The sequence below is a fragment of the Mycolicibacterium iranicum genome (assembly GCF_002101705.1).
GTDB classification, from domain to species: domain Bacteria; phylum Actinomycetota; class Actinomycetes; order Mycobacteriales; family Mycobacteriaceae; genus Mycobacterium; species Mycobacterium iranicum.
In genome coordinates this window covers 13,932-27,098 of sequence record NZ_LQPC01000082.1, presented here as the reverse complement: position 1 = coordinate 27,098, position 13,167 = coordinate 13,932, and the positions used below count along the sequence as shown (strand labels likewise).

Below are 13,167 nucleotides of genomic sequence, written 5' to 3'. Positions count from 1 at the left end.
GCAGCCATGCTAAGCGTCGCGGCGGTTCACCGTGACGAGTGCCGCGACGAAGATCGCACCGACGATACCGGTGAAGTAGCCGAGCGAACCCCATGCACCCCAGTGCATCGCATATTCAGGGAACAGCCACTGGACCTCGAGAAACCGGAAGACGTTGGCGAACGGCAGGTACGGGCCGATCTCCCAGCCGCGGCCCGGGAGGTTGCCCAGCAACGGCTCGACGAGCAGCGGCCACAGCAGCAGAACCGTCACCGCACCCGCGGTGTGCCGCAGCAGCACCGCGACTCCGACGCCGAGGACGGCCGCCAGCGCCGCATACAACGCCAATCCGGCCGAAAAGCTCACCGTCGCGGCCACCGTCATGCCGTCGGCAACACCGGGCTCGGCGACCAGCCGGGCCACCATGACAGAGCCGAACACCATCACCACGGCCGAGAATGCCGAGAACAACGCGGTCACAAGCGCTTTGGCACATATCACCGACGTCCGGTGCGGGGTGGCCATGAAGGTGGTCGCAATCAGCCCGCTGCGGTACTCGCTCGTCACGGTCATCGCGGCGACGATCATCAATACCGGGACCCCGAAGACGGCGACGCCGAGGCAGGCCGAGGCGACGGTCATGCGCTCGTAGCCGTAGGCGACCGACGCCTGTAGGGCCGCCAGACCGAAGCTGAGCAGCACCGCGGCTCCCGCCGACCACAACGGGGACCGCAGCGTGGTCAGCTTGATGCGCTCGGCATTCACGACGGGGCCGATCACCGGGACCTCCCCCGATACTCCGTGGCGTCGTCGGTGGACGCCAGGTAAGCCTGCTCAAGGGACACCTGCTGCGCACTGAGCTCGTGCAGCGCGATCGAGTTCCGGGCGGCGAGTTCGCCGACCGCCTCCGTCGTGGTGTCGCTGACTGTCAGGCCCGAGTCGTCCTCATGCACGGTGAGACCGGCCGCGGTCAGCGCAACGGAAAGTTCACGTAGCTGCGGGCTGCGCACCCGCACGACGGCACCGCCGGAGCGGCTGACGAACTCCGCCACCGACGTCGCCGCGATCAGCCTGCCCTTGCCGATGACCACCAGACGGTCGGCGGTGTTGGCCATCGCCGAGAGCAGGTGGCTGGACACCAGCACGGTGCGGCCCTCCGCCGCGAGGGTGCGCATCAGCGTCCGCACCCAGTGGATGCCCTCGGGGTCGAGGCCGTTGACCGGTTCGTCGAACAGCAGCACCGGAGGATCGCCGATCAGTGCCGCCGCGATACCGAGGCGCTGGCTCATACCCAGCGACAGGGTGCCGGCGCGGGAGCCGGCGACCGCGGCAAGCCCGACCATGTCGAGGACGTCGTCGACCCTGCCCTTGTCGATGCGGTTGGTCGCGGCGATCCAGCGCAGATGGTCGCGCACGGCACGGTTCGGATGGACCTGCCTGGCGTCCAGAAGCCCACCGACCGCGCGCAGCGGATCGGTCAGCTGCCGATAGGTCTTGCCGCCGATGGTCGCGGTGCCCGAGGTGGGGCGGTCCAAGCCGAGGATCATCCGCATCGTGGTGGTCTTGCCCGCCCCGTTGGGGCCGAGGAATCCCGTCACGACACCGGGCTCGATGGTGCAGGTCAATCCGTCGACAGCGCGGTGCGGTCCGTTGGTCGCCCGGAAAACCTTTGTGAGAGATTCCAGTTCGATCATGTCGCCGCTGCCACAACGAGGTCGGCGACGGCGCGCATCCCCTCGGCGTTGGGATGCAGGGGCGCGGGACGCCGCGGAAGCGGGAATCCGAACTTGGTGGTCCAGGGTGAGGCCGACCAGGCGTGGTGATCGCTGCTGGCCGCGGCGGCTTCCACCAGGCCGCAGCCGCTGACTCGCGCCGCGTCCGCGGTCAGCTGCTGCAGCGTCGTGGCCATGTGCCTGCCGAGGGTGAGCTCAGGCTCGCGCAGCGGCGGCGCGGAACCGGTGGCCGGCAGCAGCGTCAGGTAGTCGACGAACAGCACGGTGGCCCGCGGTGCGCGGAGCCGGATCTCGCGGCCGACGTCGATCAGGGCGCTGCCCGCCTCCGCGAGTGCGACATAGCGGGCGGACGGATCGAGAAGCTCTCGAATCCTGCCGCCCAGCAAGGGGGCCGAGCGCAGCACGCGGGGCAGCCCGGCGGCAAACAACATCGGGACGTAGCCCGCGTCGTTACCGCCGATCGTCACCGTCACCAGCGTCTCGGTGCCGTCGAGTGCATCGATCTGTGGCGGCGCGCCCCGCTGAGCTTCGGACAGCACGTGCGCGGTGGTCGCACCCGAATAGGTGACGTCGACCAGATCGAGGCCGAGCGTGCGCGCTACGAGGTGCGGATAGTTACGTGCGGACCGTCCCGCCGCGCGAGGCGATCCCGGTACCCGCGGCGTGATGCCCGGCCCGGCCGCCATCGAACTGCCCAGCGCCACATACCTCGTCATCGGGTCACAGCGCCGGGCTGCTCGCCTGAGCCCAGAACCTCTTCGGGATACGGCCGGCCCGCCGCGCCAGGTAGCCGGCCCTGACCGCGGCCGACATCGCCGCGGCCATCGCGGGGGGATCCGAGGCGCGGGTGACCGCGGTGGCGAGCAGCACGGCGTCGCACCCCAGTTCCATGGCCAGTGCCGCATCGCTGGCGGTGCCGATGCCGGCGTCGAGGATCACCGGCACCCCCGCCTGATCGACGATCATCTCGATGTTGTGCGGGTTGGCGATGCCAAGACCGGTGCCGATCGGCGATCCGAGGGGCATCACGGCAGCGCAGCCCGTCGCCTCCAGGCGCCGCGCCAGCACCGGGTCGTCGTTGGTGTACGGCAGCACCACGAACCCGTCGTCGACGAGTTGTTCTGCGGCCCTGATCAATTCGACGGCGTCTGGCAGCAGGGTCCGCTCGTCGGCGATGACTTCGAGCTTCACCCAGTTCGTCTGAAGCGCCTCGCGGGCCAGCTGGGCGGTCATGACCGCCTCCGCCGCGCCACGGCATCCCGCGGTGTTGGGCAGCGGGGTGATGCCGAGGCGGGTGAGCAGATCCAGTACGCCCGTGCCGCCGTCGGCGTCGACGCGCCGCATCGCCACGGTCGTCAGCTCGGTCTCGGAGGCCACGAGTGCGGACTCCAGCACCGCGAGGTTGGCGGCGCCGCCGGTGCCGAGAATCAGCCGCGACCCGAACTCCCGTCCCGCGATGCTCAGCTTGCCCGCCGAAAAATCAGGCACCGAGAAATCAGCCACCCTGCACCGCCGTCACCACTTCGATCTTCGCTCCGTCCGTCAACACGGTGTCCCACTGTGAACGGGGTATCACCGACCAGTCCACCGCGACCGCGATTCCATTCTCGGGGATGCCGAGGTGGTCGAGAAGCCCGGACACTGTCGTCCGGTCGTCCACTTCGACTGCTTCGTCGTTCACTATGACGTTCATTCGGCGACCGTCACCTCCCTCATCGCTGCCTGCAGTTCGGCCGCGATCGTCTCCACGGTCCACGGCGCGAGCAGGAAACCCGACCGGCCGTGGCCAACGGCCACCAGTGTGCGCTCGTCGAGTCGCCCGACGAGCGGAAGGTTGTCGGGTGTCATGGGCCGCAAACCCGCCGCGGCCTCGGCGAACTCGTACTCGCCGAGGGCCGGCATCACTGTGCAGGCATCGTCGAGCAGGTCCCGCACGCCGCTGACGGTTGGTGAGGTGTCGCGGCCGTGTTCGTACTGCGTCGCCCCGACCACCACGCCATCGGCGCGCGGCACGACGTACACCTGCCGCCCGCGCACCCGGGCGCGGACCACACGCTGCGGAATCGGCAGGCATCCGCGTCGCCACCGCAACCGCAGCACCTCACCTTTCACCGGACGCACCGGTAGCCCGGGCCACAGCGACGGCGCATCGATGCCGTTGGCCAGCACGACGGTGTCGGAGTCGGCGGTGTCGGCCAGCGAGCCGACCGGCGGTGCCCACTCAACACCGAGGCTTTCGCACTGTGAAGCCAGCGCCTCGACCACGGCGCGATTGTCGACGGCAAGCTCGGTCTCAGCCCGGAATCCGTGCCGGATACCTTGGGCCAGAAGCGGTTCCACATCGCGCGCAGCGGTCGTCATCGTCACCGGGTGCCCCTGGGCCGACAGCCAGGCACCGACGGTCCTCAGATCGGCGGCGTCGGCCGCATCGACGGCGACGACGAGGGACTCGCGGGCGGTGACGACCTCGGGTGGCAAGCTCGCGAGAAACACCTCGTGCCACAGCGTCAGCGACTCGAGACCGATCTTGAGCAGCTGCTCCTCGCCCGGCCAGCCTTCGCTGTGCGGTGCCAGCATGCCGCCGGCGACCCAGGACGCGCCGGGTTCACCCGTGCGGTGCACACGCACCTGCCAGCCGTCGTGGGCGGCGCGGCGGGCCACGGCCAGCCCGATGACGCCACCGCCGATCACGGCCAGTCTGGGCATTTGTGTCGCTCCCTTCGCCGGCATGATCCGGATCAGGTGTGACGGTAAGAGCCGGCGGCTCACTCTCAGTCCCCGTGCCCGGGACTCCCGTGTGGTCGGCTACCAGCCTACGTGGCGGCAACGCTAGCGTTCGAGTGTGTTTGCACCCCGTCTGTACCTGTGCACCGACGCCCGCCGGGAACGCGGAGACCTGGCCGAGTTCGTCGACGCCGCGCTGGCAGGCGGCGTCGACATCATCCAGCTGCGCGACAAGGGGTCGCCCGGGGAGAAGCAGTTCGGCCCGCTGGAAGCCCGCCAGGAGTTGGAGGCGCTGGAGGTCCTGTCCGACGCGGCTCACCGGCACGGCGCATTGGTGGCGGTCAACGACCGTGCGGATATCGCGTTGGCGGCGGCCGCGGACGTGCTGCACCTGGGTCAGGACGACCTGCCGCTCACCGTTGCCCGTGACATCGTGGGTCGCCTCGTGATCGGGCGCTCCACGCACGACCTCGCGCAGGTCGAGGCGGCGGTCGCCGAGGACGTCGACTACTTCTGCGTCGGCCCCTGCTGGCCGACACCGACGAAACCGGGAAGGCCCGCGCCCGGCCTCGACCTGGTTCGCAAGACCGCAGCGCTGCACACCGACAAGCCATGGTTCGCGATCGGCGGCATCGACGCCGAACGGCTGACCGAGGTGATCGAGGCCGGCGCCCGCCGAGTCGTGGTGGTGCGCGCCATCACGGCGGCGGAGGATCCGAAGGCCGCAGCCGAGCAGCTGGCAGGAATGCTCAGGTCTGCGGATTGACCTTCAAGGGCAGCGAGGCGGTGACCTCGCGCAGCCGGTCCCAGCTCGCGGCGAATCCGGGGTGCAGCGGCAGGTCGGCCACCTCGTCCTCAGCGACCCAGCGCAGCTCGGCGCTTTCCCGGTTGGGCACCGTGTCGAGTTGTTCCTCGGCGTCGGCGATCACGGTCGTGTACGTCCAGCCGGAGTTCTCTGCCGTGACGACGGTGGTCCGCACGGTGAGTTGATCCGGCGGCAGGCCTGCCTCCTCGTGGGCCTCGCGCACGGCCGCCTGCTCAGCGGTCTCGTGACTGTCGCGAGCACCGCCAGGCAAACCCCACGTTCCGCCCTGATGGCTCCACGGGGCGCGGTGTTGAAGAAGTACAGCTGCAGATCCGTCGGGGCCGGGAGCCCGCAACAAAAGGCCCGCCGCACCATGCCTGCCCCAGAACGCGGCGCCGGTCGCCGATACAACCCAGCCGTCACCGTCGCCACGCACGCGTTCAGGATACGAAACCGCCGCGAATTCGTGGCACCTGAATTCACACGCGTCGCTCCGGTTGCTCTTAGAATTCTTTTATAGAGTTCGAGACGACCGTCGGAAAGATCGAGACCAGGATGAGGTCCGCGCAGACGTGACTGTGGAGTTGGCGCACCCGTCGACCGAACCGCTCGCGTCGCGATCACCGACAACCCCGTCGCATCCGCGCTGGTGGTTCCTCTGGACTACCCCCGGCCGCATCCTGAGCATCGGCATGGTGCTTGCCGCGCTCGTGATCGCCAGCGCATTCGCCACTTCGACGACGATCAACGACCGTCAGCAGGCGCTGACCACCGTCCTCAATCACACCGAGCCGCTGGCGTTCGCCGCGGGCCAGCTGTACACGACGTTGTCGGTGGCCGACGCCGCCGCGGCCACCGCGTTCATCGCCGGCGCGGAGCCGCGGGCCGTGCGGCAGCGCTACGAACAGGCCATCACCGACGCGTCGGTCGCCGTGACCAGAGCCTCCAGCGGCCTGACCGAGGAGCCCCTGGTTCAGCTGCTCGGCCGGATCAACGCGCGCCTGGCCGTCTACACCGGGCTGGTCGAGACCGCGAGGACGAACAACCGGGCAGGCAATCCGGTCGGTTCGTCGTATTTGTCGGAAGCCTCCGCGCTGATGCAGCAACAGATCCTGCCCGACGCTCAGCGGCTCTATGAGGAGACGTCGGCGCGCGTCGACGCCGAGACGACCGCCTCGACCAGGATCCCGACGCCGGTGATCCTGGTGGTCACCGCGACGCTGCTGTTCGGGGTGTTCGCCAATCGATGGCTGGCCAAGCGGACGCGGCGGCGCGTCAACATCGGCTTCGTGGCGGGCGGCCTCGCGGTACTGATCATGCTGATGTGGGTCGGTACCGCGCTGATCATCTCGACGACCGACAGCCGCAGCGCCAAGGAGACGGCCGCCGAATCACTCAAGACGGTGACGACGCTGGCCATCACCGCGCAGCAGGCCCGGGCCGACGAGACACTGTCCCTGATCCGGCGCGGCGACGAGGATGTGCGTAAGCAGTCCTACTACCAGCGCATCGACGAGATGAAGCAGCAGCTCGCCCGCTACGTCGAACGCGACGACTCCATCGACAAGACCGACCTGTCCAACGCGGCGCAGCTGCTGGACCGGTGGCGCGCCGCCGATGACCGGATCACCGCCTACATCGCGGTCGGCAACTATCAGGCCGCGACGCAGGTGGCGTTGGGCACCGGCGAGGACGACGCCACTCCCGCCTTCGACAAGCTCGACGAGGCACTGACGAAGGGCATCGAACAGAGCCGCACCCAATTGCGCAACGAGATCGTCAACGCCCGGCGGGTGCTCTCCGGGGCGACCGTGGGCGCCGCGGCGTTGTCGGTGGCGGCGGCGATCGCGGTGGCGCTGGGAATCTGGCCGAGATTGAGCGAGTACCGCTGATGAGCGCTTGCGCGAAGAAGAAACAGCCGCTGATGAGCGCTTGCGCGAAGAAGAAACAACCGCTGATGAGAAAGATTTGGGGTGCGTTGATCGCGGCGGGTGTGGTGCTCACCGGCTGCGCGGAGTCGGCACCACCTGTGCCCAATCCCACCGTCACATTGGCGCCGCCGACGCCGGCCGGGATGGAGGAGCTGCCGCCGGAGTCGGCGCGCCCGCCCACCGCGGCCGATGACGACTGCGACCCCCGCGCCAGCCTGCGGCCGTTCGACACCGAGGCCGAAGCAGAGGCCGCGGTGGCCAACATCAAGGCCCGCGGCAGGCTGATCGTGGGTCTCGACATCGGCAGCAACCTGTTCAGCTTCCGCGATCCGATCACCGGTGAGATCACGGGGTTCGATGTCGATATCGCCGGAGAGATCGCGCGCGATATCTTCGGTACGCCGTCGCAGGTGGAATACCGGATCCTGTCCTCGGCGGATCGCATCGAAGCGCTGGAGAACAACGAGGTCGACGTCGTCGTCAAGACGATGACGATCACGTGCGAGCGTAAGAAGCGGGTGAATTTCTCGACCGCGTACCTGACTGCCAATCAGCGGATCCTGGCGCCGCGCGACTCCAATATCAGGCAGTCATCGGACCTTTCAGGCAAACGGGTATGCGTCGCCAAGGGCACCACCTCTCTGGATCGCATACAGCAGATCACTCCGCCGCCCCTGATCGTCGGCGTGGTCACCTGGGCGGATTGCCTTGTCGCGCTGCAGCAGCGGCAGGTCGATGCGGTCAGCACCGACGACTCGATTCTCGCCGGGCTGGTGTCACAGGACCCGTACCTGCAGATCGTCGGCCCATCGATGAATGAGGAGCCCTACGGCATCGGCGTGAACAAGCAGAACACCGGTCTGGTGCGCTTCGTCAACGGCACCCTGCAGCGCATCAAGCAGGACGGCACCTGGAACACGCTGTATCGCAAGTGGTTGACGGTGTTGGGTCCCGCGCCCGCTCCTCCTGCGGCGAGGTATTCGGACTGATGGCCGAAGCCTTGCCAAACGAGCGGGAAAACGACCGGGACGAGGGTCCGGGAACCCAGCCCGCGGGATACGCGGAGCTTGCCGAGCTCTCCGACGACACGATGTCGACGATGCGGCCGATGGCCACCCAGGCGGTGTACCGGCCCAACTTCTTCGATGACGACGAGGACAGCGACGCGCTGCAGCACAGCGGTGACACCGAGCCGCAGGACAATACGACGGCGATTACCCGGCACATGTCCCCGACACGCAGGCTGGGGGGCGGACTGGTCGAGATTCCGCGGGTGCCCGCGCGAGATCCGTTGGCCGCGTTGATGACCGACCCTGTCGTCGCCGAATCGAAGCGTTTCTGCTGGAATTGCGGCAGACCTGTCGGACGGTCCTCCAATGAAGGCCCGGTGAGGAAGAAGGGACAGTCTGAGGGCTGGTGCCCGCACTGTGGCAGCGCGTACTCCTTTCTGCCGCAACTCAATGTCGGCGACATTGTCGCCGACCAGTACGAGATCAAGGGCTGCATCGCTCACGGTGGTCTCGGGTGGGTGTACCTGGCCTTCGACAAGAACGTCAACGATCGGCCCGTCGTCCTCAAGGGTCTGGTGCACTCCGGCGACGCCGAGGCACAGGCCATCGCGATGGCCGAACGACAGTTCCTGGCCGAGGTGACCCACCCCGGCATCGTCAAGATCTACAACTTCGTCGAGCACGAAGACAAGCACGGCAATCCTGTTGGCTACATCGTGATGGAGTACGTCGGCGGCACCTCGCTGAAACAGGCCACGCTGCTCAAGCACCACTCGCAGATCCGCCTGCCGACGGCGGAGGCCATCGGCTTCATGCTCGAGATCTTGCCCGCCATGGGCTATCTGCACTCACTGGGCCTGGCCTACAACGACCTCAAGCCTGAGAACATCATGGTCACCGAAGACCAACTCAAGATCATCGATCTCGGTGCCGTATCTCGGATCAACTCGTTCGGGTATCTGTACGGGACACCCGGTTACCAGGCCCCGGAAATCGTGCGCACCGGACCGACGGTGGCCAGCGACATCTACACTGTCGGGCGGACCTTGGCTGCCCTGACCATGCGACTGCCCACCAAGAGGGGCCGCTATGTCGACGGGCTTCCCGAAGACAATCCGGTGCTCGCCGAGCACGACTCGTTCGCCAGACTGCTGCGGCGCGCCATCGATCCCGATCCACGCAGACGGTTCCAGAGCGCTGAGGAGATGTCGAGCCAGCTGATGGGCGTGCTGCGCGAGGTGGTCGCCAAGGACACCGGCGTCCCGCGGCCGGGCCTGTCCACGACGTTCAGCCCGTCGCGGTCGACGTTCGGCGTCGACCTGCTTGTCGCGCACACCGACGTCTACCTCGACGGCCAGGTGCACTCGGAGAAGCTGACCGCCCAGGAGATCGTCAAAGCGCTGCAGGTTCCACTGGTGGACCCGACCGATGTCGGGGCGACCGTGCTGTCGGCGACGTTGCTGAGTCACCCTGTGCAGACGCTAGATTCGCTGCGCGCGGCCCGGCACGGCGCACTGGACTCCGACGGCATCGACCTGAGCGAGTCGGTCGAGCTGCCGTTGATGGAGGTGCGTGCGCTGCTGGATCTCGGTGATGTCGCCAAGGCCACCCGCAAGCTGGAGGACCTCGCCGAGCGGGTCGGCTGGCGCTGGCGGCTGGTATGGTTCCGCGCCGTGTCGGAGCTGCTGACTGCTGACTATGATTCGGCCACAAAGCATTTCACCGAGGTGCTAGACACGCTGCCCGGCGAGTTGGCGCCCAAGATCGCGCTGGCGGCCACCGCCGAACTCGCAGGAAACTCGGACCGGCACAAGTTCTACGACACGGTGTGGTCTACCGACCACGGCGTGATCTCGGCTGGATTCGGCCTTGCCAGGACACAGTCCGCTGAGGGCGACCGCGACGCCGCGGTCCGCACGCTCGACGAAGTACCGGCCACTTCACGGCATTTCACGACGGCGCGATTGACGAGCGCAGTGACACTGCTGTCGGGGCGGTCGACGAGCGAGATCACCGAGCAGCACATCCGCAACGCCGCCCGCCGGGTCGAGGCGCTGCCCGACACCGAACCCCGGGTGCTACAGATTCGCGCCCTGGTGTTGGGCACGGCGATGGACTGGCTGGCCGACAACACGGCCAGCACGAACCACATCCTGGGATTCCCGTTCACCGAGCACGGGTTGCGGCTCGGCGTTGAGGCGTCGCTGCGCAGTCTCGCGCGGGTGGCGCCCACCCAGGCGCACCGCTATGCGCTGGTGGATCTGGCCAACAGCGTGCGTCCGATATCTACGTTCTGAGTTCTATGTAGGCGCTCACCACGTCGATCAGTGTCTGCAGATCACGCGAGCTGTCCATCGGCTCGTGCCACATCATCTGCGCGGCGACGATGCCGCGCAAGGTATTCCAGATCAATGTTCCAACCCGGGTGGCGTGCGGAGCCGACAGCCCTTCTCCGAGTTGACGACCGAACGCGGTGAGTTGAGCCATCAGGTCAACCAGGTGGGCGTTCACCGCTTCCGTTCGGGCACCGCGGGTCGAGATCAGGATCTCGATGGCGGCGCGGGACGTCGGGCTCGAAAACGCTTGCCAGACAGCGTTGACGACGAACGCCACCCGTTCGCGCCGGTCGAGCCGAGCCATCTCGGATTCCAGCGCCTGCAACGTTGCCAGAAGTTCGGCGAAACCCGTGTCGACGACCGCCATGAGAAGGCCGTCTAGGTCACCGAAGTGGTACTGGACCACGCCCCAGGTCACTCCCGCGCGGTCGGTGATGCGCCGCACGCTGGGCGGGGCGAAGCCGTCGTCGAGGATGCAGCGGACCGTCTCGTCGATGACGGCCGTCCGGGTGCGCTCCGCGCGGGGCTGGGCCCCGGTGGGCGGTCGGCGCGGTGCGGTCATAGCTCCCGTCTACCACATCACGCCACGCAGTTGGTCCGAGCCGCGGAGGGCGTTCGCGGCGAGGATGCCGGGCTTCGCTGCGCAGACCGCGTGGATGGCGTTGACGGCCCGTGCGGCGGTCGCGATGACACCGCCCTGGTTGTGGTCGATGCCGGATGTGCCGACGTGGGTGTTGATCTCGATGCCTGGACTGCCGTCGACGATCACCCGGTGGACGCCGGGATGACCGTCCGGCGGGAAGGGCCAGTCCGGGGCAGCAACGGGGGTCAGTCTGTTCACGTGTTCCATCGTGAGGACGACGCGCCCACCGGACAATCCCTCCACAGCGAATTTCACCGCGGCGACATGGCCGGGGTCGACGCGCATCATCGTGCAGTCGATTTTCTGCGGGGTCACCCATTTGTCGTGCCGTTCCCTGACCTCGTCGAGTTCGATGCCGAGATCGGAGGCGAGGCTGCGAACCTGGGCGCCCCACATCGAGGCGAGCACGCCGGGGCTGAAGAGTATCGGCGTGTGATCCGGCTTCGTTCCGAAACCGAAAGTCGCGCCGGTGAATTCCGCGTCGTCGTAGGTGCCGTAGTCGAAGACTTCCTGCACCGTCACCGCGGTGGCCCTGGCGGCCAGGCTCAGTGCGGCATACACCAGCGTGTCGCCGGAGAACCCCGGGTCGATGCCGTTGATGTACAACGTCGAATTGCCCTGCGCGCACGCCTCCTGAAGGGGTCGGCGAAGCCAGTCGTCGGCCTGCTCCGGCGCCACCATCCATACGAAGGACGTGCCCACCACGTTCACCCCGGCTCGCAGGAACCGGCTGATCTCGTCAAGCGCTTCCATCGGACGGGTCTCGGCCTGCGACGTGTACACCACGCAGTCGGCGTCCAGTGCCACTAGCGCGTCAATGTCGTCGGTCGCGGTGATGCCGACCGGCTCGGTGAGCCCGCAGAGTGCGGCGGCGTCGCGGCCGATCTTGTCCGGGCTGTTCGCGTGGACGCCGACGAGCTCGAGGTCCGGGCGGTCGATGATGGTGCGCAGCGCGTGAATTCCCACGTTTCCGGTCGAGAACTGGATGACCTTGCGCATCAGTGGTTGGTCCTCACAGCAGATCGGTGATGGTCTTGAGGCCCGATTCGTAGAGCACGCCGGGCATCATGCCGCCGTCGATCTCGATCGTGGTGCCGTTGATGAAGTCCGCCTCGCCCGAGGCCAGGAAAACGCAGGTGCGGCCCACCTCGGCCGGTTCCCCGCCGCGCTTGAGCGGTATCGCGTCGAAATACGTTGCGCCGGTGGGGTCGTCTTTGGGTAGTACGAAAGATCGGAAGTTCTCGGTGATCGTGGGGCCGAGCGCAACGCAGTTGACCCGAACACGCGGGCCCCATTCTTCGGCCAGCGACCGGGTCATATGGTTCAGGCCGGCCTTGGCCGCCCCGTAGGACACCAGCGTCGGAGCGCCCGCAGGGTGGCCCGCACCGCTGGAGACATTGATGATGCAACCGATGCCGTCCTGCATCTTCATCTGCCGGTAGGCACGGATCGCGAACCACATCGGGCTGATCAGGTTCATCTGAACAGCGAAGGCGTGGAACAACATCGTCCGCTCGAGGTCGTCGTCGGATGCGGGCGCCCCCTGGATGCGGGAAACCAGGGCAGGCACCTCCTCAACGCGCGGTGTCGGGACCGTTCCACCGGCATTGTTGACCAGGATGTCCACTCGCCCATGCGTTTCCGCCACCCGCGTGACCAACGCGTCGATAGCGCGATAGTCGCCCTGGTCGCACACCAGCTGGGCGGACCTCTGCTGCCACTGCGGATGCTCCTCGGTGCCGGGCAGGGCAGGCAGCGGCGAACGCGAGCAGCCGATGACAGACGCCCCCGCGCGAAGGAGTTCGTGGGCGATGCCGACGCCCACCCCCCTGCTCGTTCCGGTGACGATCGCGATCTTTCCGTCGAGCACACCTGCCATGCCTGATCCTCTCCTTGGTCAGGCAAAACATTACAGGTTTAATTTTTCATTCGGCAGCAACAACGAATTCCGTTGCTGAGCGCCCTGCGGTGCTGCGAAGGCCCGTGGGTGGTTGAACCACCTCATG

14 protein-coding genes and 1 riboswitch are annotated in these 13,167 nt (G+C 67.5%); of the genes, 4 read left to right on the top strand and 10 right to left on the bottom strand.

Annotated features, from left to right (window positions below; all coding sequences use genetic code 11):
* Positions 1-9 precede the first annotated feature (9 nt).
* The 6 genes from AWC12_RS30390 to thiO all read right to left on the bottom strand — a co-directional run bounded on the left by AWC12_RS30390 (position 10) and on the right by thiO (position 4,418).
* Positions 10-759: an ABC transporter permease gene (locus tag AWC12_RS30390; protein ID WP_085178521.1), complete on the bottom strand. Its 750-nt coding sequence runs from the start codon at positions 757-759 to the stop codon at positions 10-12.
* Positions 756-1,673, bottom strand: a complete 918-nt coding sequence (locus tag AWC12_RS30385) for an ABC transporter ATP-binding protein (RefSeq protein ID WP_085178519.1) — start codon at positions 1,671-1,673, stop codon at positions 756-758. The genes AWC12_RS30390 and AWC12_RS30385 overlap by 4 nt, the downstream gene beginning before the upstream one ends.
* Positions 1,670-2,428 carry an SGNH/GDSL hydrolase family protein gene (locus AWC12_RS30380; protein WP_085178517.1) on the bottom strand — a complete coding sequence of 253 codons (759 nt, stop codon included), beginning with the start codon at positions 2,426-2,428 and terminating at the stop codon, positions 1,670-1,672. Before AWC12_RS30380 ends, AWC12_RS30385 begins: the two co-directional genes overlap by 4 nt.
* Positions 2,429-2,432: 4 nt before the next feature.
* Complete coding sequence (gene thiG / locus AWC12_RS30375; RefSeq protein WP_110808791.1) at positions 2,433-3,200, bottom strand: thiazole synthase; 768 nt, start codon at positions 3,198-3,200, stop codon at positions 2,433-2,435.
* A 7-nt stretch (positions 3,201-3,207) separates the two neighbouring features.
* Entirely contained in the window at positions 3,208-3,405 is a 198-nt protein-coding gene (thiS, locus tag AWC12_RS30370) for a sulfur carrier protein ThiS (protein WP_085178512.1), read from the bottom strand.
* Positions 3,402-4,418, bottom strand: coding sequence for a glycine oxidase ThiO (gene thiO / locus AWC12_RS30365; RefSeq protein WP_081659959.1), 1,017 nt, complete (start codon positions 4,416-4,418; stop codon positions 3,402-3,404). Before thiO ends, thiS begins: the two co-directional genes overlap by 4 nt.
* Positions 4,411-4,519: riboswitch (TPP riboswitch) on the bottom strand. It overlaps the preceding gene by 8 nt.
* Positions 4,520-4,554: 35 nt before the next feature.
* On the opposite strand from thiO, the gene thiE reads away from it, so the two are divergent.
* A complete protein-coding gene (thiE, locus tag AWC12_RS30360; protein ID WP_036464565.1) occupies positions 4,555-5,202 on the top strand; it encodes a thiamine phosphate synthase in 648 nt (215 codons plus the stop codon).
* Here the strand turns inward: thiE and AWC12_RS30355 are convergent.
* Positions 5,186-5,677, bottom strand: a complete 492-nt coding sequence (locus tag AWC12_RS30355; protein ID WP_024445509.1) for an NUDIX hydrolase — start codon at positions 5,675-5,677, stop codon at positions 5,186-5,188. The genes thiE and AWC12_RS30355 overlap by 17 nt on opposite strands.
* Before the next feature lie 136 nt (positions 5,678-5,813).
* On the opposite strand from AWC12_RS30355, the gene glnX reads away from it, so the two are divergent.
* From glnX to AWC12_RS30340, 3 genes are read left to right on the top strand one after another with little or no spacing between them, the layout of a single operon-like run.
* Positions 5,814-7,133, top strand: a complete 1,320-nt coding sequence (gene glnX / locus AWC12_RS30350; protein WP_024445510.1) for a protein kinase G-activating protein GlnX — start codon at positions 5,814-5,816, stop codon at positions 7,131-7,133.
* A gap of 32 nt (positions 7,134-7,165) precedes the next feature.
* A complete protein-coding gene (locus AWC12_RS30345) occupies positions 7,166-8,161 on the top strand; it encodes a glutamate ABC transporter substrate-binding protein (RefSeq protein WP_085178537.1) in 996 nt (331 codons plus the stop codon).
* Positions 8,161-10,479 carry a serine/threonine-protein kinase PknG gene (locus tag AWC12_RS30340; RefSeq protein WP_085178510.1) on the top strand — a complete coding sequence of 773 codons (2,319 nt, stop codon included), beginning with the start codon at positions 8,161-8,163 and terminating at the stop codon, positions 10,477-10,479. Before AWC12_RS30345 ends, AWC12_RS30340 begins: the two co-directional genes overlap by 1 nt.
* Here the strand turns inward: AWC12_RS30340 and AWC12_RS30335 are convergent.
* From AWC12_RS30335 to AWC12_RS30325, 3 genes are read right to left on the bottom strand one after another with little or no spacing between them, the layout of a single operon-like run.
* Positions 10,469-11,080, bottom strand: a complete 612-nt coding sequence (locus AWC12_RS30335; protein ID WP_024445513.1) for a TetR/AcrR family transcriptional regulator — start codon at positions 11,078-11,080, stop codon at positions 10,469-10,471. The genes AWC12_RS30340 and AWC12_RS30335 overlap by 11 nt on opposite strands.
* Before the next feature lie 9 nt (positions 11,081-11,089).
* Positions 11,090-12,160 carry an NAD(P)H-dependent amine dehydrogenase family protein gene (locus AWC12_RS30330; RefSeq protein WP_085178508.1) on the bottom strand — a complete coding sequence of 357 codons (1,071 nt, stop codon included), beginning with the start codon at positions 12,158-12,160 and terminating at the stop codon, positions 11,090-11,092.
* 13 nt (positions 12,161-12,173) lie between these two features.
* On the bottom strand, positions 12,174-13,040 hold the full coding sequence (locus AWC12_RS30325; RefSeq protein WP_085178506.1) for an SDR family NAD(P)-dependent oxidoreductase: 867 nt from the start codon (positions 13,038-13,040) through the stop codon (positions 12,174-12,176).
* Between the last annotated feature and the right edge of the window lie 127 nt (positions 13,041-13,167).

Bases quoted from the DNA above. Each gene is read 5' to 3' on its own strand.
- AWC12_RS30385 (WP_085178519.1), bottom strand. From the start codon at position 1,673: ATGATCGAACTGGAATCTCTCACAAAGGTTTTCCGGGCGACCAACGGA.
- AWC12_RS30380 (WP_085178517.1), bottom strand. From the start codon at position 2,428: ATGACGAGGTATGTGGCGCTGGGCAGTTCGATGGCGGCCGGGCCGGGC.
- thiS (WP_085178512.1), bottom strand. From the start codon at position 3,405: ATGAACGTCATAGTGAACGACGAAGCAGTCGAAGTGGACGACCGGACG.
- thiO (WP_081659959.1), bottom strand. From the start codon at position 4,418: ATGCCCAGACTGGCCGTGATCGGCGGTGGCGTCATCGGGCTGGCCGTG.
- AWC12_RS30345 (WP_085178537.1), top strand. From the start codon at position 7,166: ATGAGCGCTTGCGCGAAGAAGAAACAACCGCTGATGAGAAAGATTTGG.
- AWC12_RS30340 (WP_085178510.1), top strand. From the start codon at position 8,161: ATGGCCGAAGCCTTGCCAAACGAGCGGGAAAACGACCGGGACGAGGGT.
- AWC12_RS30335 (WP_024445513.1), bottom strand. From the start codon at position 11,080: ATGACCGCACCGCGCCGACCGCCCACCGGGGCCCAGCCCCGCGCGGAG.
- AWC12_RS30330 (WP_085178508.1), bottom strand. From the start codon at position 12,160: ATGCGCAAGGTCATCCAGTTCTCGACCGGAAACGTGGGAATTCACGCG.
- AWC12_RS30325 (WP_085178506.1), bottom strand. From the start codon at position 13,040: ATGGCAGGTGTGCTCGACGGAAAGATCGCGATCGTCACCGGAACGAGC.